The sequence below is a fragment of the Streptomyces sp. NRRL S-1813 genome, assembly GCF_000719605.1.
Classification (GTDB): domain Bacteria; phylum Actinomycetota; class Actinomycetes; order Streptomycetales; family Streptomycetaceae; genus Streptomyces; species Streptomyces decoyicus.
In genome coordinates this window covers 22428-42061 of record NZ_JOHB01000019.1, presented here as the reverse complement: position 1 = coordinate 42061, position 19634 = coordinate 22428, and the positions used below count along the sequence as shown (strand labels likewise).

General features: G+C 70.8%; 20 protein-coding genes and 1 pseudogene. 8 read left to right on the top strand and 13 right to left on the bottom strand.

Annotated features, from left to right (window positions below):
* Positions 1–56 precede the first annotated feature (56 nt).
* The 3 genes and pseudogenes from IF67_RS0124410 to IF67_RS0124405 all read left to right on the top strand — a co-directional run.
* Positions 57–314: pseudogene (locus IF67_RS0124410) on the top strand (cytosine permease); the annotation flags it as partial.
* Between the two features lie 287 nt (positions 315–601).
* Positions 602–1048 (top strand): cyclase family protein, encoded by a 447-nt coding sequence (locus tag IF67_RS45180; protein WP_234341296.1) that lies wholly within the window; start codon positions 602–604, stop codon positions 1046–1048.
* Between the two features lie 2 nt (positions 1049–1050).
* Complete coding sequence (locus IF67_RS0124405) at positions 1051–1869, top strand: DUF817 domain-containing protein (protein WP_051818537.1); 819 nt, start codon at positions 1051–1053, stop codon at positions 1867–1869.
* A gap of 6 nt (positions 1870–1875) precedes the next feature.
* Here IF67_RS0124405 and IF67_RS0124400 read toward each other — a convergent pair whose 3' ends face one another.
* The 9 genes from IF67_RS0124400 to IF67_RS40435 all read right to left on the bottom strand — a co-directional run bounded on the left by IF67_RS0124400 (position 1876) and on the right by IF67_RS40435 (position 7640).
* Positions 1876–2172, bottom strand: a complete 297-nt coding sequence (locus IF67_RS0124400) for a gas vesicle protein K (RefSeq protein WP_030989059.1) — start codon at positions 2170–2172, stop codon at positions 1876–1878.
* Positions 2169–2399 carry a gas vesicle protein gene (locus IF67_RS0124395; RefSeq protein WP_030077989.1) on the bottom strand — a complete coding sequence of 77 codons (231 nt, stop codon included), beginning with the start codon at positions 2397–2399 and terminating at the stop codon, positions 2169–2171. Before IF67_RS0124395 ends, IF67_RS0124400 begins: the two co-directional genes overlap by 4 nt.
* A 3-nt stretch (positions 2400–2402) precedes the next feature.
* The gene (locus IF67_RS0124390) at positions 2403–3218 is read right to left on the bottom strand and encodes a GvpL/GvpF family gas vesicle protein (RefSeq protein ID WP_030989057.1); all 816 of its coding nucleotides are present in this window, start codon (positions 3216–3218) and stop codon (positions 2403–2405) included.
* The gene (locus IF67_RS0124385) at positions 3215–3586 is read right to left on the bottom strand and encodes a gas vesicle protein (protein ID WP_030989055.1); all 372 of its coding nucleotides are present in this window, start codon (positions 3584–3586) and stop codon (positions 3215–3217) included. Before IF67_RS0124385 ends, IF67_RS0124390 begins: the two co-directional genes overlap by 4 nt.
* Before the next feature lie 121 nt (positions 3587–3707).
* Entirely contained in the window at positions 3708–3932 is a 225-nt protein-coding gene (locus IF67_RS0124380) for a gas vesicle protein GvpG (RefSeq protein WP_030077997.1), read from the bottom strand.
* Position 3933: 1 nt separating this feature from the next.
* Entirely contained in the window at positions 3934–4680 is a 747-nt protein-coding gene (locus IF67_RS0124375; RefSeq protein ID WP_030989052.1) for a GvpL/GvpF family gas vesicle protein, read from the bottom strand.
* Between the two features lie 3 nt (positions 4681–4683).
* The gene (gene gvpJ / locus IF67_RS0124370; RefSeq protein WP_030989050.1) at positions 4684–5160 is read right to left on the bottom strand and encodes a gas vesicle protein GvpJ; all 477 of its coding nucleotides are present in this window, start codon (positions 5158–5160) and stop codon (positions 4684–4686) included.
* A 35-nt stretch (positions 5161–5195) separates the two neighbouring features.
* Entirely contained in the window at positions 5196–5516 is a 321-nt protein-coding gene (locus tag IF67_RS0124365) for a gas vesicle protein (protein WP_030989048.1), read from the bottom strand.
* A 180-nt stretch (positions 5517–5696) separates the two neighbouring features.
* Positions 5697–7640, bottom strand: a complete 1944-nt coding sequence (locus tag IF67_RS40435; RefSeq protein ID WP_107050292.1) for a trypsin-like serine peptidase — start codon at positions 7638–7640, stop codon at positions 5697–5699.
* Between the two features lie 614 nt (positions 7641–8254).
* On the opposite strand from IF67_RS40435, the gene IF67_RS0124350 reads away from it, so the two are divergent.
* Positions 8255–9811 (top strand): GMC family oxidoreductase, encoded by a 1557-nt coding sequence (locus tag IF67_RS0124350; protein WP_030989042.1) that lies wholly within the window; start codon positions 8255–8257, stop codon positions 9809–9811.
* A gap of 40 nt (positions 9812–9851) precedes the next feature.
* Here IF67_RS0124350 and IF67_RS0124345 read toward each other — a convergent pair whose 3' ends face one another.
* The 4 genes from IF67_RS0124345 to IF67_RS0124330 all read right to left on the bottom strand — a co-directional run bounded on the left by IF67_RS0124345 (position 9852) and on the right by IF67_RS0124330 (position 14825).
* Entirely contained in the window at positions 9852–11432 is a 1581-nt protein-coding gene (locus IF67_RS0124345; protein ID WP_063754387.1) for an ABC transporter ATP-binding protein, read from the bottom strand.
* A complete protein-coding gene (locus IF67_RS0124340) occupies positions 11429–12277 on the bottom strand; it encodes an ABC transporter permease (RefSeq protein WP_030989038.1) in 849 nt (282 codons plus the stop codon). The genes IF67_RS0124345 and IF67_RS0124340 overlap by 4 nt, the downstream gene beginning before the upstream one ends.
* A complete protein-coding gene (locus tag IF67_RS0124335) occupies positions 12274–13164 on the bottom strand; it encodes an ABC transporter permease (RefSeq protein ID WP_037839796.1) in 891 nt (296 codons plus the stop codon). Before IF67_RS0124335 ends, IF67_RS0124340 begins: the two co-directional genes overlap by 4 nt.
* Positions 13165–13280: 116 nt before the next feature.
* On the bottom strand, positions 13281–14825 hold the full coding sequence (locus IF67_RS0124330) for an ABC transporter substrate-binding protein (RefSeq protein WP_030989035.1): 1545 nt from the start codon (positions 14823–14825) through the stop codon (positions 13281–13283).
* Between the two features lie 178 nt (positions 14826–15003).
* Between IF67_RS0124330 and IF67_RS0124325 the strand changes: the two genes are divergently transcribed.
* Genes IF67_RS0124325 through IF67_RS0124310 form a run of 4 tightly spaced genes read left to right on the top strand, consistent with a single transcriptional unit; the run spans position 15004 to position 19634 of the window.
* Positions 15004–16155, top strand: coding sequence for a TauD/TfdA family dioxygenase (locus IF67_RS0124325; RefSeq protein ID WP_234341295.1), 1152 nt, complete (start codon positions 15004–15006; stop codon positions 16153–16155).
* A 28-nt stretch (positions 16156–16183) separates the two neighbouring features.
* Positions 16184–17209: an ornithine cyclodeaminase gene (locus IF67_RS0124320; protein ID WP_078889600.1), complete on the top strand. Its 1026-nt coding sequence runs from the start codon at positions 16184–16186 to the stop codon at positions 17207–17209.
* Positions 17200–18582: an alanine racemase gene (locus IF67_RS0124315; protein WP_030989030.1), complete on the top strand. Its 1383-nt coding sequence runs from the start codon at positions 17200–17202 to the stop codon at positions 18580–18582. Before IF67_RS0124320 ends, IF67_RS0124315 begins: the two co-directional genes overlap by 10 nt.
* A 26-nt stretch (positions 18583–18608) precedes the next feature.
* Entirely contained in the window at positions 18609–19634 is a 1026-nt protein-coding gene (locus tag IF67_RS0124310) for a cysteine synthase family protein (RefSeq protein ID WP_030989029.1), read from the top strand.

Below are 19634 nucleotides of genomic sequence, written 5' to 3'. Positions count from 1 at the left end.
TCACCGAAGTCGAGCCGTACGGCGTCGACAGGATCCCGGACGCCGACCGCACCGCGATGCCCCTGGATCTGTTCCGGGTGGCCTTCGGCGGCGCCAACACCTTCTCCACCTGCGTTCTCGGCGCCTTCCCGATCCTCTTCGGACTCTCCTTCTGGCAGGGGCTCGCCGCCACCCTGCTCGGCCTGGTCGCCGGAGCGCTGATCCTCTGCCCCATGACCGTCTTCGGGCCGGTCAACGGCACCAACAACGCCGTCGCCTCCTCGGCACACCTCGGTGTGCACGGCCGGATCGTCGGGGCGTTCCTGTCGCTGCTGGCGCTCTTCCTCGAACCCCGTGCGGCCTACGGCCCACAAGACGCCCGGCTCGTCCGCACGGTCGACACCCCGGCCCCGCCGATCACCGGTCCGGGCACCGATGCCCCCGCGGCCGGGCTCGCGCCCACCGAAGCCTGACCCGACTCCCGGAGCGCTCCCCATGACCACCACCTCGCCGACCTGGGTCGACCTGTCCGTCCCTCTCATGACCGGTATGCCCGTCTATCCCGGCGACCCCGAGGTCGAGATCGACACCGCGCTGCGCGTCACCGACGACGGCAATCAACGTGCAGCGGCTGCATCTCGGCTCACAGTCCGGCACCCATGTCGATGCCCCCTTCCACGTGGACGACCGCTGGCCCACCCTGGACGAGGTGCCCCTGGACCGCTTCACCGGTCCGGCCGTCGTGGCGGACCGGCGCGGCCTGGTACCGCGCGCGCCGTCACTCCCCCGCACCTCGCCCCCGCGCTGGAGCGGCTGCGCCCCGGGACGGTGCTGGTGCTCGCCACCGGCTGGCGGGCGGTCGCCCGTCTCGGCTGACGGCCGGCCGCTCCGCCGCGTGGCCGGCGGATGTGCGGAAGACGGAAGGGGGCTGGGGCAGGGACCCGGGTCGGAGTCGGAGTCGGGATCGGGATCGGGATCGGAGCCGGAGTCGGAGCCGGAGTCGGAGTCGGAGTCGGAGTCGGAGTCGGAGTCGGGGCAACCGTTGCGCGGGCCCGCTGCGTCGGCATAGATATGTCGACTGTTGGTTCCCTCCTGCGGAAGGCGCTCCTCTTCGCCTGGCTGGAGACGCGCTGCTGTGCCTTCGCCATCGCGCTGCTGTCGGGCGTGGCCGTGTCCCAGGCGCTGCCGCAGCTGCCGATCGCCCGGTATGACCTGCTGGTCGCCTACGGGGTGCTGCTGACGGCGGTGTTCCTGGCCTGCCGCTGGGAGAGCGGGCGCGACCTCGCGGTCATCGCGGTGTGCCATGTGATCGGGCTGGCCTTCGAGGTGGTGAAGGTCGCCCTCGGGTCCTGGAGCTATCCGGAGCCGGCCGTGCTGAAGTTCGCCGGCGTGCCCCTGTACGGCGGGTTCCTGTATGCCGCGGTGGGCAGCTACGTCTGCCGCGCCTGGCATGTGATGGACCTGGAGCTGGTGCGCTACCGCGCCGGAGCCACCTCGGTGGTGGCGGTGGGGATCTACGTGAACTTCTTCAGCCATCACTGGCTCCCGGACCTGCGCTGGCCCCTCGCCGTCTCGCTGCTCGCGGCCACGGCCGGGACCCAGGTGGCGTTCACCGTCGGGCACACCCGCCACCGCATGCCCCTTGCGCTCGGCTTCACCCTGATCGGCTTCTTCCTGTGGCTGGCGGAGAACATCGCCACATACCTCGGCGCCTGGCGCTACCCCGATCAGCTGCACGGCTGGCAGCCCGTCGCCGTGGAGAAGATCGGAGCCTGGGCGCTCCTGATCAGCGTGACGTTCGTCCTGGTCGCCTGGGCCAAGGGCAAGCGCGACCCCGGCAGGAGCCCGGCCGGCGGCGTACCGGACCCCGAGGCCAGGGCCGCCGGCTGAGGACCCTCAGTTCCGCGGCAGGAGGGACCCCAGAGGCCCGAGATCGAGGTTGAGGTCTTCGAGGCGCAGGCCGTGCTGATCGCACAGCTCGGTCATCCGCTCTTCGAGGTGCATCAGGGTCTCCCCGATCTGTTCCACCTGCGCGTCGCTCAGGTCTCCCTGTTCCACCCGGCGGATCGCCTGCCGTTCCATCAACTGCCGCAGGAGCTCCACCACGGTGAGTACCAACGAGACCAGGTCGCGGCCCATCTGTTCACGGTCGATGTCGAGTCTGCCCTCACGCGCACCGGTACGTTCCGTCATAGCGGGCCCGAGTCCGACCACGGCGCGGGCACCCGTTCGCTGACCGACGACAGCAGTGCGTGCAAGGAGAGCCGCACCAGAGGCACATCGGCGATGGCGATGACCAGGTCCCCGCTGATGACGACCCCCGTGGACAGCACGCGGTCGAGAAGGTCCACCAACGGGACACCGATGGGCCCGGTGAGCGGGCCCGGGGTCTCCCAGGGGACGGGATGCGGAGCGGACACGGCTCACACCTCCCCGACGAAGGAGTACGGGACCCAGGGGCCGGACACCTCGACGTCCGCTCCGGTGCGGTGTCGCAGGCCCGCCACCGCCTCCAGCAGTCTCCTGACGCGCACGGATGACACCAGGTAGGTGGCGTTGAGGATCTGCAGGCGGTGCTTCTCCCCCGTGAGCTCCGGACCGTGCGGGCGCAGCCGGCGGGTCGCGGTGGCCAGGCGGCTCAGGGCGGTGTCGATGTCCTCGGCGGTCCGCAGCGCGCGGTCATGGTGCTGCTCTTGTGCCTGGTGCAGCCCCCGCTTCCGTTCCAGGTAGGCGCGGCCCGCTCCGCCTGCCGCCCCGCCGCCGCTCACGTGAGGTCCGGGGGGTGCGGCCGCGGCGGGCCCGGGAGCTGCCGCGGGCAGATAGACCTTCACCCCCCATTCGGCATGGCCTTCGATGCGTGCCAGCACTGCGGCGAACCGGTCGGCATCCGCCGCCAGGGCCTGCCGCGCCCGCTCGTCGCCCCGGTAGAGCGTGGCCAGCGCCAGCGGCGCCGTGGCCCCGCAGGCGGCGGCCGCGGTCACCACGTCGTGGTGGGCGCGGGCACAGTGCTCCAGTTCTTCCCGGTCCGACAGCCGCTGCTGCCATGCGTCCTCGGTGAACGCGGCAGCGGGTACGTGCTGGACGACAGCCGTGAGGGACCCGAACCGCAGACCGCGCACGGGGAAACCGTCCGCCAGGCCGGCGAGTCCGGTGAGGGCCCCCGGATCGAGCTGCCGGCAGACGGCAAAGACGTAGGTCGCGGTGGCGTTCGTGGGGGTATCAAGCCGCTCCGCCGTCATGTCCCCGCCCCTTCCGTGTCCTTCGACCGGTGAGCGGGCGAGCCGTCGCCGTCACCGTCGCCGGACTCCAGTGCGTCCACACGCTCGCGCAACCGGCGGTTCTCCTCCCGCAGCTCGTTCCGCGCCGCCTTGGAACTGAGCGCGGGGTCGGTCTCCCACCAGTCGATACCGGCCTTCCTGGCCGTCTCCACGGACGAGACGAACAGGCGCAGCCGGATGGTGAGGAGCTCGATGTCGAGAAGGTCGATCTTGATGTCACCGGCGATGACGATCCCCTTGTCGAGGACGCGTTCGAGGATGTCGGCGAGGTTCGAGGTGGTCGGGCCGTTGGCAGGAGGAGCGCCCCATCGCTCATCGATGTCGGTCACGTGGTCCCTCCTTCCTCTTCGTCGTGGTCGCGTGCGGCAGGTGACCGCCGGCCAGGGCGGCTGCCGGCCGGGCTCCCGCTCGTCGGTCGCCCAGGGCGTGACACCTCTCCCCGGCGGCCGGTCAGCTCTCGTACAGCAGGTCGAGCAGCTGCTCCTCTTCGTATTCGAAGGCCTCTTTGCTGAGGTGCCCGGACTCGAATTCATGGTTCAGAGCGGCGAGCCGGGCGCGGATCACGGACGGGTCGTGCAGCTCACGGTCGGCCGCCTGGGCGAGTTGGTCGGCCACCCAGACCACGCCCCGCACGGGGGCGAGCGGCAGGGTGAGCACACCGCTGATCAGCCCCATCTCAGCCTCCGGCCCGGCCCGCGAGCGCGCGTGGTTCGAGGAAGCTGTAGCAGGGCAGCGGGCCCACCACCCGCAGTGCGACGCGATCGCGGTGGTGCCCGGCGAGACGCTCCGCCTCCGCGACGAAGTCGGCGCTGTCGCTCCGGTCCACCAGGAAGGACATATTGACCTGGCACCCGGAAACCTCCGGCCCGGCGGAGACCGCGTGCGCCCGGGACGTCAGCGCTCGCACGATGTCGTGACCCGCTTCGGCGGCCCGGCGCGACAGCGCGGTGGCCACCGCCTCGCCGAGACGCATGTTCGCCTCGTAGCTCGGTTGCCGGCGCACCGCTTCCCGCAGCCCGCGGATGGTGGCGTCGCCTGTGACCAGCGCGGCGAGCGAGTCGTCGGCCGGCATCGCCTTGACGTTGATCTCGACCCGGCCCGCGAGGTCCGCCAGGGCGGCCAGATGACGCTCCTCGGCGTCCGAAAGCTGTCGGCGGACCACTGCTTCGTCCGGCGCGACCATGCCGAAACGCATGGGCAGCACCGGCCCGTGTTCGGCCAGGGCCAGCAGCAGTTCCTGGTGCGCCATGAGGTCGCGGCGACGGGCGCGCAGCTTCGGCGGCGCCTGGCTCACGACTGCGGCGACGCGCCCCTCGACGAGGCGCTCCACGGCCCCCGGGGGCTCCCCCACTCCGCCCGGGTGCGAGGGCAGCGGGTGCTCGGCCCGGACGATGCCGTAGACGTAGATGCCGTCGTCCGTCACTGGTCACTCCTCCTCTGACTGCCGCCGGCGGGAAGCGGCTCCGGACCGGGCGGAGTTGCTGCGCCGCTTCTTCTTCGGCTGCGCTTCCTCCTCCTCGGAATCGTCATCCGAGTCGTCGCCCCCACCTACCACCGAGCGGACGGTGTCGCCAATTGACGAGGCCGCCTTTTCCGCCTTGCGCTTTCCGATGCTCTTGGCGGCCTGGCCGCTGAAGAGCTCGGGGACGGTCACGCTGCCCGAATCGCGCTCCAGATCCAGTCGATTGCACGCCTCCGCAAAACGCAGATACGTATCGACGCTGGCCACCACGATGCGGGCATCGATCTTGAGGATCTCGATCCCGACCAGGGACACCCGTATGAACACATCGATGACCATCCCCCGGTCCAGGATGAGTTCCATCACGTCGTAGAGCGTTCCGGCTCTCGGCGGGCAGGGAATGACCTCGCCGGACATGCCTGAATAAGTCGTGGTGGCCATCTGGGGTGCCCTTTCAGCTGGTCAGCGCGGTGCGTTCACTGGTCGGCCGCACCACGTCGGTAGCGGTGGGTCCGGTAGTACTCGAGCAGCTCGCCGTCTTCGTCGAGCTTCACCTCGTAGGTCGCGAGAAGGCTCGTGGTGTCCGGAATCCGCGCCAGCTCCAGCACGTCCACCGCGACACACCAGCCGTCGTCGGTGCGCCGTACCGCCGTGACACCTTCCACCCGGTGGCTGATCAGGCTCTGCAACATTTCAGCGGCCCGGCGAGCCACCGCACCGGGATCGTTCGTCGGCTTCTTCTTGTCTTTCCGGGCAGCCGAGGACGACCGAACCCGCGTTCGGGATTGTTCTGCCATACACCAAGTCTCGTCGCCCTCGTGACCTGTGCATCTTCAACGGAGCCAAATGATGCGAGCCGGCGGACGACGACGGCACGAGAGGACCGGCGGCGACAGCCGAGACCCGCGGGGAAAGCGAAATGCCTTCCGGTTCTGTGGGCAGAACCGGAAGGCATTCTTGGCGCGAGACGTGGTGGTTCAGCTGATCTGCGGGGGAACGAGGACGTTTTCACGGCCCAGCGACTTGGTCGTGGTGTCGCCGTACATGACGAGCTGTCCGCCGGGCCAGCGGGCGATCAGATCGTCCTGGCGGGTACCGCCGCCGAAGGCACCGGAGACGACAAGGCTGGTGTTGCGCCACGCGGACTTCGCGGGCCGGAGCCGGCGTTCCGCGGCGGCGGTGAGGCCTTTGGCCCCGGTGTTCTCGTAGACGGTGACTTCACCGTCGGACCACGCGACGAACAGGTCCTGGTCGCCGGACTCGGTGGCGAAGTTGCCGGCGGCGATGTCGCGGGCGTGCGGCCACGTCGTGTTGCGCTTTTCGAGCCGCTTCTCCGCATGCAGGCCCTTGCCGTCGACGTTGGTGTAGAGGGTCACCTCGCCGTCGGACCAGCGCACCACCAGGTCGTCGCGCCGGGTGTTGCCGCCGCCGAAGCGGCCGGCGGTGAGGCCGGAGGCATGCGTCCAGGTGTCGTTGGGTCCCTTGAGCTGGACCGCTTGGGTGAGCTTGTTGGTCTCGTTGACGTCCTTGTAGAGGGTCAGCGTGCCGTTGGCCCAGCGGACGAGGAGGTCGTCGGTGGTGTTGCCGGTGAATTCGCCCGCGGTGACGGCCTTCGCCTGCTTCCAGGGCCCGTCCTTCTTGGCGAGCTGGATGTCCTTGGCGAAGCCGTACCGGCGGTTGCCGGGGTAGAGCGAGACCTCTCCGTCGGACCAGCGCACGATCAGGTCACCGGTGCCGATGCGCACCGAGTCGGTGTGGAACCGGCCGGTGGTCAGGCCCGTGGCGTGCTGCCAAGTGGACGCGCTTCCCAGCGGGTTGACGGTGTCCGGCGCCGCGTCGTCGACCGCCTGGTGGTAGAGACGGAAGACGTCGTTGTCGAACTGCGAGGTGTACGAGACGTCGTCGCTGACTCCGCCGGTCTTGTAGCCGCCGATGGCGCCGACGAGGTTGCCGCGGCTGCCGTCGAAGCTCTCCAGGAACGGACCGCCGCTGACGCCGGAACGGTAGCCGGCACACGTGATTTCCATGAACCGGCCCTGGAAGGCCTTGGTGTCGTTCGTGCACTGCAACGGCGTCTTCTGACCGCCGGGGTAGCCGATGACCGTGACATCACGGCGGGCCAGCTGGGTAGCGGGGACGGAGGTGAGGCTGTTGCCGCGGCCGACGGCGTCCTCCAGCAGCTGCCCCTGGGAGTTGGGACCGACGCGCAGGAAGGCGAAGTCCACATCGTCGCTGGGGGTCTTGGCCAGGTACCGGCTGTCGATCCAGACCTTGCCCTGCTCCATCGGGAAGATGCCGTACGGGGTCTCCCCGGACTCACCGGCCTGTGAGGCGCCGGTGCGGTAGCCGGGCACGAACGCGACATTGCGGGGAGGCCTGTCGCTCTTCAGGCAGTGCGCCGCGGTGAGGACCAGGCTCTTGGTCGACGAGGTCACGGCACTGGCGGTGCAGAACTGGTTGGGGGTGGGCGATCCGTCGTCGTTGCGGATCAGGAACACCCCGACCGTGGCGACTCCGGCGTTCGCCGGATGGCTCGGCTGGGCCGACGACCGGTTGCCCGCCGCCGCACCGGCGCGACGCTGCCCGTCCGGGAGCTTCCCGGCGTCCCGCACCGCGTCCACGGGGACGGCGGCACGGATGCGCTCGGGTGTCCAGTAGCGCTCGGCCTCCTGGGCCTTGCGTATCTCCTCCGGCGTCACGCCCTGGGAAGGCTTCGCCGTGTCGTCCGGTGCGGGAGTCGCCGCGGCGGCGGTGGAGTCCGACGACGGCCGGTCGCCCGGCAGCGACCGGTAGGCACCGTGGTACGTGATCGCACCCCCGTCGGCCGGAGCCGAGGGGTGAGCGGCGACGGCCGGCACGGCGGGAACGATCGAGGCGCAGACGCCGATGGCGGCGGCGCGCCCCCAGGTTATTCGTTTCATGAGCCTGTCTATGGAAGAAGTGACATCGATGTGGCCGCGTCAGGTCCTGACGCGGAGCTTCACCGGCAGGGCCGGGGTGTCGTCGGCGCCGTCAGCGCCGGCGCTCGGGTGGCCGTTCCCGGGGACCGCGCCCGAAGACCTTGGCGTTATCGGTCGTGCCGTCAGCGTGGGCGCGGCCGGCACTGACGGCGTGCCGCGCGGTCTTCAGGGCCTGGACGCCGGGGGCCGCCGAGGCCACCTGGCCGTTCTCGGCGTGGGCCCGGGCACGGCAGTCTGTTCCAACAGCACGTAACCGACTGCGGGAACGGGATGTCACCGGGGGTCCTTCCGGGAAGGGCGACGGCGCATCCGCGGTCCGCCCAGGAATGTAACGGCAGCATAAGAAGCGGGAGGAAGGTATCACGAAACCACAGACAAAAACGGACAGTGTTGGTTTGCGAAGAATCACGGTGAGTGCGGCGCCTTCGTCCTCGTCGGCGGCGCGCGCTCCCGCGCGTGATCCCGGCAGTCCGGCGCCCGGTGACAATGGCTTGTTTCCCGGTGTGGTGCGGCCTGTCCCTGAAGGTTGGGTGAACAGGGTCGGGAAACGGGCCGGTTGAGAGGGACGGGTGTACGTGTACGACTACATCATCGTGGGTGCCGGGTCGGCGGGGTGCGTGCTGGCCGCCCGGCTCAGTGAGGACGAGAACACCCGGGTTCTGCTCATCGAGGCCGGGCCGGTGGACGATGCCCAGGAAATCCACGTTCCGGCCGCCTTCAGCAAGCTGTTCCAGACGAAGTACGACTGGAGCTACCTCAGCGCATGCGAACCGGGCCTCGACGGCCGGCGGCGCTTTCTGCCCCGGGGCCGGATGCTCGGCGGTTCGTCGTCGATGAACGCGATGATCTACATCCGCGGAAACCGGCGCGACTACGACGCCTGGGCCGCGGCCGGCGCCGAACGGTGGGGCTGGGACGACGTTCTCCCCTACTTCCTGCGCGCCGAGGACTTCCAGGGCGAGCTGCCTCCGTGGCACGCCGCCGGCGGGCCGCTGACCGTCAGCGAAGGCCGCTCCCGGCATCCGCTGATGGCTGCTTGGGTGGCGGCCGCCCAGGAGGCCGGCCACCCCTTCACCGCCGACTTCAACGGCCCGGAACAGGACGGCGTCGGCTACTACCACCTCACCCAGCGCGACGGCCTGCGCTGTAGCACGGCCGTCGCCTATCTGCGGCCGGCGCTGACCCGGCCGAACCTCGAAGTGCTCACCGGCGCGCAGTGCACCCGCATCCTGTTCGACGGCGACCGCGCCATGGGCGTCGAGCTGGAGCAGGGCGGGGAGCTGCTGCAACGGCGTGCCGAGCGGGAGGTGGTGCTGTCGGCCGGTGCGTACAACTCCCCGCAGCTGCTGATGCTTTCCGGTATCGGCGTGGCCGAGGAACTGACGGGCTGCGGTATCACGCCTCTGGTGGACCTCCCGGTGGGCGGGAACCTTCAGGACCACCCGCATGTCGGTCTGTCCTATCTGACCGACACCGCCACCCTGTTGACCGCCGAGACGCCGGACAATGTCCGCCTGCTGGAGACCGAGGCCCGCGGCCCGCTCACGTCCAACGTCGGCGAGGTCGGCGGCTTCCACCGGACCCGCGAGGGGCTGGACGCGCCGGACATCCAGGTACACGCCGCCCCGGTGATGTTCCACGAGGAGGGCATCAGCCCCGTCACCGACCACGCCTTCATGTTCGGCGCGGTCCTGCTCGCCCCCACCAGCCGGGGCAAGGTCTCGCTGCGGTCGGCGATCCCCAGTGCCGCACCGCACATCCTGCACAACTATCTGGCCACGGAGGACGACCGCGCGACGATGGTGCGGGCACTGAGGATGCTGCTGGACATCGCCGACCGGCCCAGTCTGCGCAAGCACCGCCGCGGCGACCACCGCGTTCCCCGCTCCACGGACGATGCCGGGCTGCTGGAGTTCGCCCGTCGTGAGCTCCAGACCCTGTACCACCCGGCGGGCACCTGCTCGATCGGCCCGGTGGTCGACTCCCGGCTCAGGGTGCACGGGGTGAACGGCCTGCGGGTGGTGGATGCCTCGGTGATGCCCACCGTGGTGCGGGGCAACACCAACGCCCCCACGATCATGATCGCGGAGAAGGCGGCGGACATGATCCGCGACCTGCCTGCACTGGCCTGACCTGCACTGACGGGCGGCGGGCCCGGGGCGTGCGGCAGCGTCACGCCCGCTGCGCGGCAATGCCCTGGTTCTCACCCTCGCCCTCGCCCTCGCCCTCGCCCTCGCCCTCGCCCTCGCCCTCGCCCTCGCCCTCGCCCTCGCCCGCCAGGTGTACGCGTCCTTCGCGGAGCATGTGGAGGCTGTCGGTGCAGGCGGTGACGAGGTCGATTTCGTGGCTGACGAGGACGAGGGTCAGCCCACGTTCGGCACGCAGGCGGGTGAGGAGTTCCATGACCGCGATGGCCGTCGTCGGGTCGAGCGCCGAGGTGACTTCGTCGCAGAGCAGCAGGTCGGGTTCGGTGGCCAGGGCGCGGGCGATGGAGGCCCGTTGGCGCTGGCCGCCGGACAGCTCATGGGGGTAGCGCCGGGCGAAGCCGGCGGGGAGGCCTACGTCGTCCAGGAGTTCGCCGACGCGGGCCGGCATCTCGGACCTGCTGACGGTGCGGTGGAGTTGCAGGGGGCGGGTGAGGGACGCGCCGATGGTGCGGGCGGGGTTGAGGGCGCCCAGGGGGTTCTGCGGGACGAGCTGGATGCGCCGTTGCTGGTCACGGTTGCGTTTGCGGGCGGTGGCGGGCAGCGGCCGGCCGTTCCAGGTGAGGGTGCCGGCATCGGGTTTCTGGAGGCCGGCCAGGGTCCGCAGCAGTGTGGTCTTGCCGGATCCGGAGGGACCTATGAGGCCGGTGGCCGAGCCGGGCGGGGCGTGGAAGTCGGCCTCCTTCAGGGCCTGGTACGTATGGCCCCGGTGGGTGAAGGCGACGTCCAGACGTGCGGCGCGCAGGCCGTCGTCCGGGGCGGCCGGTGGCCCGGGGGTGCGGGAGCGGCCGGGCTTGCGGACCGGGGCCCCGGGGGCCGTGGGGGCCGTGACGGGAGCGCGGAGGGTGATGACGGCGTCCGCGCAGGCCGCGACGACCTGCGGATCGTGGCAGGCCAGGATGACGGCGATGCCACGGTCGGTGGCGAGCCTGCGCAGCAGGGCGACGATCTCGTCGCGCAGGGCCGCGTCGAGGCCGGCCGTGGGTTCGTCCAGCAGCAGCACATCGGGGTGCCGGGCCAGGGCGCGGGCCAGCGCGAGCCGGCGTTGCTGCCCGCCGGACAGGGCGCCGGGGCGGTGGTGGGCGAGTCCGGCGGGCAGCCGGCACTCGGTCATCAGGGCCGCGACGGCTTGGGGCGCGGGGTCGGTGGCGACTTCGGCGATCAGCTGTCCGGCGGTCATCCGGGGGTTGAGTGCGGAGCCGGGGTCCTGTCCGACGTAGGCGATGCGGTGGCGGCGCAGGGCGCGCAGGGCGTCGGGCGCGAGGGTGAATACGTCCTGGCCGAGAACCTCGACGGAGCCGGAGGTGACCTGGGCCCCTGAGGGGAGGTCTCCGATGAGGGCACGGAGGAGAGTGGTCTTTCCCGAGCCCGAAGGGCCGGTGAGCGCGGTGACCCGGCCGGTTCGCAGGCTGAGGCCGGTGTTCCGGAGCAGGGCCGGGCCGTCGGGGAGCCCGATGGCGAGGTCGGTCACCGTCACGGGCGGCGGGGAGTCGGTCATGGCCGGGGAGGTGTCCTGGGGTGTGGGCGCGGAACGCCCGGTGGTGGTCATCGCAGGGCGGCCCTTCGGGCGGTGGCGGGTGCCAGCGCGTTGGCGGCGAGGTTGACGCTGATGGCGAGCAGGCCGATGGCGAGTCCGGGGGCGACGACGGCCCAGGGATTGAGGAGGATGCCGGGCCCGTTCTCACGGATCATCAGTGCCCAGTCGGCTTCGGGGGGTTGCGGGCCGAGCTGGAGGAAGCCGGCCATGGAGATGACATAGACGGCGTCGACGAAGCGCAGGCCGAACAGGGCCAGGACGGTGGCGCGGAGATTGGGCAGGATTTCCCGCAGGGCCAGCTGCCCGATGCGTTCGCCGCTCGCGGTGGCCGCTTCGATGAATCCCGTGGTGGCGAGCGGAGCGGCTGCGCTGGCGACGATGCGGACGGCGTAGGGGATGCCCAGGAAGATCGCCACCACGGTGATGGCGAGGCGGCCCCCGCCGGGCCAGGCGAGGGCGAGCAGCATGATGCCCAGTACGGGCGGCAGCAGGATCGCGGTGTCCGCGATGCGTTCGACGAGTCGTCCCAGGCGGGGGCTGAGGACGGCGAAGCAGCCCAGCAGCGTGGCCACCAGCGTGATGGTGACGGCCACGATCAGGGCGTTGCCGATCAGCGCGCTGCCGCCGTGCAGCAGCCGGCTGAGGACGTCGCGGCCGAGCTGGTCACCGCCCAGGAGGGCTGCACCGCCGGCTTCGGCGTAGGGCTCGGTGACGGGTTTGTCGAGGGGGTGGGCGGCAAGCAGCGGGCCCGTCACCGCCACCAGGACCAGCAGGGCGGCGGGCGCCATCGGGGCGAGGATCCGTGGCCGGCTGCGGCGGGCGGGCGCCGCCGGGTGGCGGACCGCGGTGACGGTCATGGGCGGGCTCCCAGGGTGCGGGCGCGGACAAGGTCGGCGAGGAGGAGGATGACGGTGATCAGCGCGGCCGCGCAGGCGACGACGCCGGCGATGACGGGGGTGTCGCGGTCGGCGACGGCACCGGCCAGCACGGCCCCGATGCCGGGGTAGTTGAAGAGGGTCTCCACCACGACCGTGCCGCCGAGCAGGGGGCCGGTGGCGGTGGCCACTCCGGTGGCGATGGCGGGCCAGGCGCCGGGCAGGGCGTGGCGCAGCAGGACCCGCCGGGTGGGCAGGCCATCGAGGTGGGCGGCCTCCACGTGTGGTGTCGCGGCCTGGTCGGCGAGCGCGGCCCGCACGATCCGGGTGTTCCAGCCGGTCTGCGGGATGGTCAGGGCCAGCACCGGCATCACCAGCATGGTCCAGCTCGCGGGAGAGCCGTCGGCGCTGGTGACCGTGGCGGCCGGCAGCCAGCCCGTCCACAGGGACAGGGCCAGCAACAGGCCGATGGAGACCACGAATTCGGGCAGTGCGAAGGCGGCGGTGGAGGTGAGGTCCACGATGCGGTCCACGGTGCCCCGGGGGCGGGCGGCGGCCCACAGCCCGAGGGCGAGCGCGCCGAGAGCGGTCAGGACGAATGCCGTGCCGCCCAGCAGGACGGTGTTGGGCAGGGGGTCGGCGAGCAGGTCGGTGACGCGCTCGCCGCGGGCCGAGGTGCCGAGGTCGCCGGTGGGCAGGGCGGTGATCCAGTCCCAGAAGCGTTCCCACACCGGCCGGTCCAGACCGAGCAGATGCCGGCGGGCGGCGACGCCCGCGGCGCCCTCGCCGCGTTCGGAGGTGGCCGAGGCCGCGTCGCCGGGCAGCAGCTCGATCGCGGCGAACACCACGGCGAGCAGCACCAGCAGCATCATGAGGCGTTTGCCCACGAGGGCGGTGGCCCGCAGGCCGAGGACGCCGGCGCGGCGCGCGGCCGAGGCCGCCACGGGCCGGGTGACGGCTTCGGCCGGGCGCGTGGTCGTGTCGGTCACGTGGCCAGCCAGACGTTTTCGAGCTGGACTCGTCCGTAGCCGGGGAGCTTGGGCAGGCCGTGGACCTTGGGGGCGGCCAGGTCGATGCCGTCGGCCATGCCCCACAGCAGGTAGCCGGAGGCGTCGTGTTCGATCTGCTGGAGTGCGCGCAGCGCGGCCGTGCGTGCCGCGGGCCGGGCCGCGGCGATGGCCTTGTGATAGGCGGCGTCGAAGTCCTTGTCGGACCAGTCGGCTTCGTTCTCGCCCGATCCGGTGGTCATGGTCTTGGAGGCGAAGAAGACCAGGGAGTCGTTGGTGCCCCAGTAGTTGGTGTAGAAGTCGCCCTTGAGCCAGGTCTTCTGGTAGAAGGTGCCGGATTCCTGCTTGACGACCTTGATTTTGACGCCGGCCTCGCGGGCCTGGGAGGCGAACAGCGTGGCGGACTCCGCGAGTCCGGGGACGTCCTCGGTGGTGACCAGCTCGTAGGTCCGGGAGAGGTCGAACTTGGCTTCCTTGAGCAGCTTCTTGGCCTTGGTCAGGTCGCGGTGGCGCTGCGGGATGCTCTTGGCGTAGTCGGGGTCGGCGGTGCCCAGGATGTCGTTGGCGACCGTGCCGTATCCGGACAGGACCTGCTTGACCATCGCCTCGCGGTCCACGATGAGCTTCATCGCCTCGCGGGCCTTGGGGTCGGCGAACGGGCCGCCGGAGGTGCGCATCACGACCGGCATCGCCATGTCGTTGGGGCGCCGGATGATCTGGATGTCCTTGCGTGCGTCGGCGGTACGGGCGGCGACGGCACCGGCGTTGGAGGCCACGTCGATCTGACCGGACATCATGGCGTTCGCCATCGCCTGCGGGCTCTCGAACATGGCCACCTCGATGGCGTCGAGGTAGACCTGGCCGCCGTGCCAGTGCTCGTTGCGCAACAGGCGGGCGTTGCCGCCCCGGTACCAGTCGAGCTTGAAGGGACCGGCTCCGGGGGCCTTGGCCATGTCCTTGCCGGAGGTGTTCTTCTTGACGATGAACGTCGACAGGCGGGTGATCGAGGGGAGTTCGGCGTTGGCGTAGTCGGAGACGAGGGCGACGGTGTCCTTGCCGTCGGCCGTGATGTGGTCCGGCTTGATGCCGGGCAGTCGGGCCGCGCCGGCGGGGGTGTTGCGCAGGCGGCGCAGCGACCACACCACGTCGTCGGCGGTGACCGGCGTCCCGTCGTGGAAGGTCGCGCCCGCGGCGAGGGTGAAACGCCAGGTCTTGAGGTCCTTCGACGGCTTCCACGAGGAGGCGAGGCGGCCGACGGTGTTGTCCTTGAGGCCCGGTGCGGTGAGGGTGTCGTGGACGAGGGCGATGACGAGGTAGTCGCTCTCGTTGCCCTGGACACCGTGCGGATCGCGGACGATGGCCGAGGACCGGCCGAGCGCGCCGATGCGGAGAGTGCCGCCCTTTCTCGGTTTGCCACCGGAGCCGGAGGACGCCGCGTCGTTGCCGCCTCCACATGCGGCGAGCAACGCCGCCGCACCCATACCCCCGCCGGCCCAGAGCACCTGACGCCTGTTCCAGTTCACGTTGCCTCGTTCCACTCAGGGTCGTTTGCTTAGGTTTGCCTACCCTAATGACAGCCGTTCCCGCAAGGGCGCGCGGCGCCGAAAACATCGATTGACTGGCGTCAACAGGGCTTTATCCGGAGCGAGTTGAGCAAAACACCGCAGAGCACCCAATCTTTAGTTAGGTTTGCCTTACCTGATGCTCCTCGGTAGTTTCGTCAGCGTCCGCTGGACTCCGGGCCGGGCGGCCACCGTCAAGTCGCCCTGCTTTTCCGGGCTGTCGAGTGCTGCGCCACATCCGCACGCCGTCAGCCGGCCCGCAGTCCCCACCCGCAACGGAACGGACCACCTCGACATGACCACGGGAGCCGCACCCGTCCGTCAGCTCGACGCCACCGGCGTCGGTGAATTGCGCCAGGTCGCCGAGAAGATCCTCGCCGAATTCGGCACCTCTGCCACCTCCCCCGAACTCCTCGCCCGCGTCGCCGAATTCGCCGCCGAACTGAGCGAGTCCACCCGCCACGAGCTGCGCCCCGTCGACACCGACGCGGGCCTGTTCGTCCTGCGCGGGCTGGAGGTCGACGACACCGAGATAGGCCCCACCCCTTCGAGCTGGGCCACGGCCGGCGCCAGCGCCGCCCTCTACGACATCGTCCTGCTGCTGCTCGCCACCGTCATGGGCAACCCGATCGCCTGGGAAGGCCAGCAGGACGGCCGATTCGTGCACAACATCGTCCCCGCCCCCGGGCACGAGAACGAACAGACCGGCGCCAGCAGCACCGTCCTGCTCAGCCCGCACACCGAGGACGCCTTCCACCCAGGGCGCGCCCACCTGCTGATGCTCGGCTGCATGCGCAACCACGACCACATCGCCACCACCGCCGCCAGCATCCGCAACGTCCGGCTCTCCGAGGCGGACATCGCGCTGCTGACCCGCCCGCGGCTGCCGATCCTCCCGGACGACGCCTACACCGAGGCCCAGAGCTTCGACGGCGGGAAGCCGGCCGGCGTGCCCACGCTCTTCCACACCGTGGACGGCCTCACCCTCCGCTTCGACCCGGCCTACACCCCGCTCGACGACGCGACCCCCGCCCACCGGGCCGCGTACGAGCACCTGTCGGCCGAACTCGCCCGCGTCTCGGGCGCCGTGAGCCTGAGCCCCGGTGAGGTCCTGGTCGTCGACAACGACCTCGTCGTGCACGGCCGCGTCGCCTTCCAGGCCCGCTACGACGGCACCGACCGCTGGCTCAAGCGCGCCTCCGTCCGTGTCCCCGCGCGCCGGACACGCCCCGTGGCCGAGCAGGACGAGCACGGTTACGGTCAAGCCGCCATCGAAGCCCACGCCGCCTGACCGCCCCCACGCCCCACCAAGGACGGACATGACCGAGACCACCGTGGCCAGCGAAGCCCACTCCATACCCGCCGACGACAAGAACCTGCGCATCCTGTCGACTACGGACCTCGCCGGGATCGACATATCCCTGGCCGACGTCGTCGCGACCGTCGAAGGCGCCTACCGCACGCTGCAAGCGGGCCAGTCGGACAACCCCCGCAAACTCACCGTCAAGCCCGACGACGGGCACTCGGTCTCCTACGCGATGCTCGGCCGGGACGGTTCCCGCAATGTCGTCGCCATCAAGACCTCCTACAAGCACGGACTCGACAAGGGCCGCGACGACCAGCACTACTACACCGCGCTCACCCTCTACGACGACATCACCGGCCTGCCCGTCGCGATGATGGACTGCGGCCGCATCGGCTCGCTGCGCACCCCCGCCGTCTCCGCCCTCCTGGCCCGGGAGTGCGCCCGGCCCGGCGCCCGCAGCGCCCTGGTCATCGGCACCGGCACCCAAGGCCGGCTGGCCCTGCCGTTCCTGCTGACGACCCTGCCGGAGCTGGACCGTCTGATGCTCTTCGGCACCCACCCCGAGGGCATCGACGCCGTACGCGAGGAGTTGCGCGCGCACTTCCCGGACCACGACGTGGAGCTCGTGACCGATCTGCGGGCCGCGGCGGCCGACGCCGACATCGTCGTCGCCACCGCCGGCGCGCACACCCCGGCAGCCGTCGAGGCCGGCTGGCTCAAGCCCGGCGCGCTGTCCATCCTCGTGGGTCACGGGCTGGCGCCCTCCACCCTGCACCGCGCCGACCGGATCGTGGCGACCAGCGAGGCGCAGATGAAGGTCACCGGCACCGACATGGCCGACGACAACGGTGAATTCCCGGCCGTCGACACCGAGTTCCCGCCCGTCGTCGCCGGTATCACTGCGGGCCGCCGCTCGGATCAGGAACGCATCTTCGCCTACAACAGCGGACTCGTCGTCACCGACATCGCGCTGGGGCACCGCTTCGCCCAACTCGCCCTCGACCAGGGCCTGGGAGTGCAGGTGCCGGTGTGGCAGTGAACGGCCTCTCCACCGCGCCGGTGCCGACCCTGCCCGCCCACACCGACCCGGACACCGACCGGGTGCTGGACAGCGGTCTGCTGCACGAGCTGTCCTACGCCTTCGGGGGTCCCTTCCACTTCCTGCTCCCGCACCGCTTCGACGCCAACCTCGCCGCCTTCCGCAGCGCACTGAGCGACGCCGGGGCCGAGGGGCGGGTGTACTACGCGAAGAAGGCCAACAAGGCGGCCGTGTGGATGGAGCGCTGCGCCGCCCACCAGGCAGGCGTCGACGTGGCCGGCGTCGGGGAGCTGCGCGAGGCCCTCGGCCACGGGGTGCGCGGCGAGAACATCGTCGTCACCGGACCGGCCAAGAGCGACGAGCTGCTGCGGCTGGCCCTCCTCCAGGGCTGCCTGATCGCCGTGGACGCGCTCGACGAACTGGACCTGCTGGTCACCCTCGCGCTGACCGGTACGGGGCGCCCGGCCCGGCTGCTGCTGCGCCGGCTGCCGCCCGCCCAGCCGCACAGCCGCTTCGGCATGGACGCCGCCGAGATCGAGACCGCGCTGGACCGGTGCGTGCGGGCCGGGGAGGCGGTACGGATGGAGGGCTTCAGCTTCCATCTGTCCGGCTATGCCACCCAGCCGCGCGCCGACCTCGCCGGCGAACTCGTCGACCTGTGTCTGAAGGCCCGGGTGCTGGGGCTTCAGGCCGACCGGATCAGCATCGGCGGCGGCTTCGCCGTCGACTACAGCCCCGCCGACCACTGGCACACCTTCCTCGCTGCGCAGAAGCCAGAGCACTACCACGCGAAGAAGACATTCCAGACAGGCGACTTCTACCCCTACCACTCCCCCGTCGCCGGAGCCGGCGCACTGCGCACCATCCTGGCCGCCGTCCCCGAGGGCGGGCGGACCAGCCTGGCCGAACTCCTCAAGGAGACCGGGACGCTGCTGATGATGGAGCCCGGCCGCGCGCTGCTGGACGGAGCGGGCGCCACGGTCTTCAGCGTCCAGGGCATCAAGGAACGTGACGGATACCAGATTCTCACCGTCGACGGCACCAGCCTGAGCCTGTCCGAGCAGTGGTTCAACAGCGAATACCTCCCCGACCCGCAGCTGGTGACCCCCACCGGCCGGCCGGCCGGCGGCGAGCCGCACCCCGCGTGTGTGGGCGGAGCCTCGTGCCTGGAGTCGGACATGGTCACCTGGCGCAAGGTCCCCCTCCCCGCCCGCCCGCGGGCCGGCGACCTGCTCGTCTACCCGAACACGGCCGGCTACCAGATGGACTCCAACGAGTCCCCCTTCCACGACCTGCCGCTGCCGCCCAAGGTCGTGCTGGACCGCCTGGGCAACCGCCCGCGCTGGCGCCTGGACCGCCGCCCCGCATACTGACCTTCGACCCGCCCAGGAGTGTTCCCATGAACGAGGCCCTCGCGCGCCCCGCCGTGGTCTCCCGCATATCCGACCTCATCGGATACACCCCGCTGCTGGAGCTGTGCCGCACCGAAACGGGCAGCCGCCTCCTGCTCAAGCTGGAGATGTACAACCCCACCGGCAGCGCCAAGATCCGCATGGCCCGGGCCATGGTCGACGCCGCCGAGCAGGACGGCACACTGCGCCCAGGCGGCCGCATCATCGAATCCACCTCCGGCAACACCGGCCTGGGCCTGGCCGTCATCGCCGCCGAGCGCGGCTACACCTTCACCGCCGTCGTCGACAACCACGCCGCCGCCGACAAACTGCGCGGCATGAAAGCCCTGGGCACCGAACTCGTCTACGTCGTCGACGACGGCACCGAGGAACTGGCCACCGCCGCCCGCGAAGAGCTCGCCGAAGACATGGCCCGCGGCCAGGACAACACCATCTTCACCGAGCAGCACAACAACCCGGCCAACGGCATCGGCTACTTCCCCGTCGCCCACGAACTCCACCAGGCCCTCGACGGGAAGATCGACGTCGTGATCGGCGCGGTCGGAACCGGCGGCATGCTCTGCGGCACCACCCGTGAACTGCGCAAGCTCCTACCCGACTTCACCACCATCGGCGTCGAGCCGAAGGGGTCGATCGCCTTCGGCGGACCCGCGCACGACTACTACCAGTCCGGCACCGGCACACCCGAAGGCGCCGAGATCGGTGCACTCGTCGACTTCGACCTGATCGACGAGGGCGTCAAGGTCGGGGACATCGAAGCCTTCGCCACCGCTCGCGCGCTCGCCCGCACGGGACTGCTCATCGGCGGCTCGGCCGGCGGAGTCGTCCACGAGGCACTGATCCGCCTGCCCTCGCTCCCGCCGGGCAGCACTATGGTCGCCCTGATCAATGACGGCGGCGAAAAGTACATGGACACCGTCTTCAACGACGACTGGATGAACGCCCGCAACCTCATCGATCCCGCCCTGGAGCAGGAGACCGACGAGAAGATCACCAAACTCCGCAGGATTTGA

Excerpts from the sequence above, each read along its gene's own strand:
- IF67_RS0124405 (WP_051818537.1), top strand. The coding sequence starts at position 1,051 with ATGTCGACTGTTGGTTCCCTCCTGCGGAAGGCGCTCCTCTTCGCCTGG.
- IF67_RS0124340 (WP_030989038.1), bottom strand. The coding sequence starts at position 12,277 with ATGACCGTCACCGCGGTCCGCCACCCGGCGGCGCCCGCCCGCCGCAGC.
- gvpJ (WP_030989050.1), bottom strand. The coding sequence starts at position 5,160 with ATGGCCACCACGACTTATTCAGGCATGTCCGGCGAGGTCATTCCCTGC.
- IF67_RS0124400 (WP_030989059.1), bottom strand. The coding sequence starts at position 2,172 with ATGACGGAACGTACCGGTGCGCGTGAGGGCAGACTCGACATCGACCGT.
- IF67_RS0124380 (WP_030077997.1), bottom strand. The coding sequence starts at position 3,932 with ATGGGGCTGATCAGCGGTGTGCTCACCCTGCCGCTCGCCCCCGTGCGG.
- IF67_RS40435 (WP_107050292.1), bottom strand. The coding sequence starts at position 7,640 with ATGAAACGAATAACCTGGGGGCGCGCCGCCGCCATCGGCGTCTGCGCC.
- IF67_RS0124325 (WP_234341295.1), top strand. The coding sequence starts at position 15,004 with ATGCTCCTCGGTAGTTTCGTCAGCGTCCGCTGGACTCCGGGCCGGGCG.
- IF67_RS0124310 (WP_030989029.1), top strand. The coding sequence starts at position 18,609 with ATGAACGAGGCCCTCGCGCGCCCCGCCGTGGTCTCCCGCATATCCGAC.
- IF67_RS0124390 (WP_030989057.1), bottom strand. The coding sequence starts at position 3,218 with ATGACGGCGGAGCGGCTTGATACCCCCACGAACGCCACCGCGACCTAC.
- IF67_RS0124345 (WP_063754387.1), bottom strand. The coding sequence starts at position 11,432 with ATGACCACCACCGGGCGTTCCGCGCCCACACCCCAGGACACCTCCCCG.
- IF67_RS0124335 (WP_037839796.1), bottom strand. The coding sequence starts at position 13,164 with ATGCTGCTGGTGCTGCTCGCCGTGGTGTTCGCCGCGATCGAGCTGCTG.
- IF67_RS0124320 (WP_078889600.1), top strand. The coding sequence starts at position 16,184 with ATGACCGAGACCACCGTGGCCAGCGAAGCCCACTCCATACCCGCCGAC.
- IF67_RS0124365 (WP_030989048.1), bottom strand. The coding sequence starts at position 5,516 with ATGGCAGAACAATCCCGAACGCGGGTTCGGTCGTCCTCGGCTGCCCGG.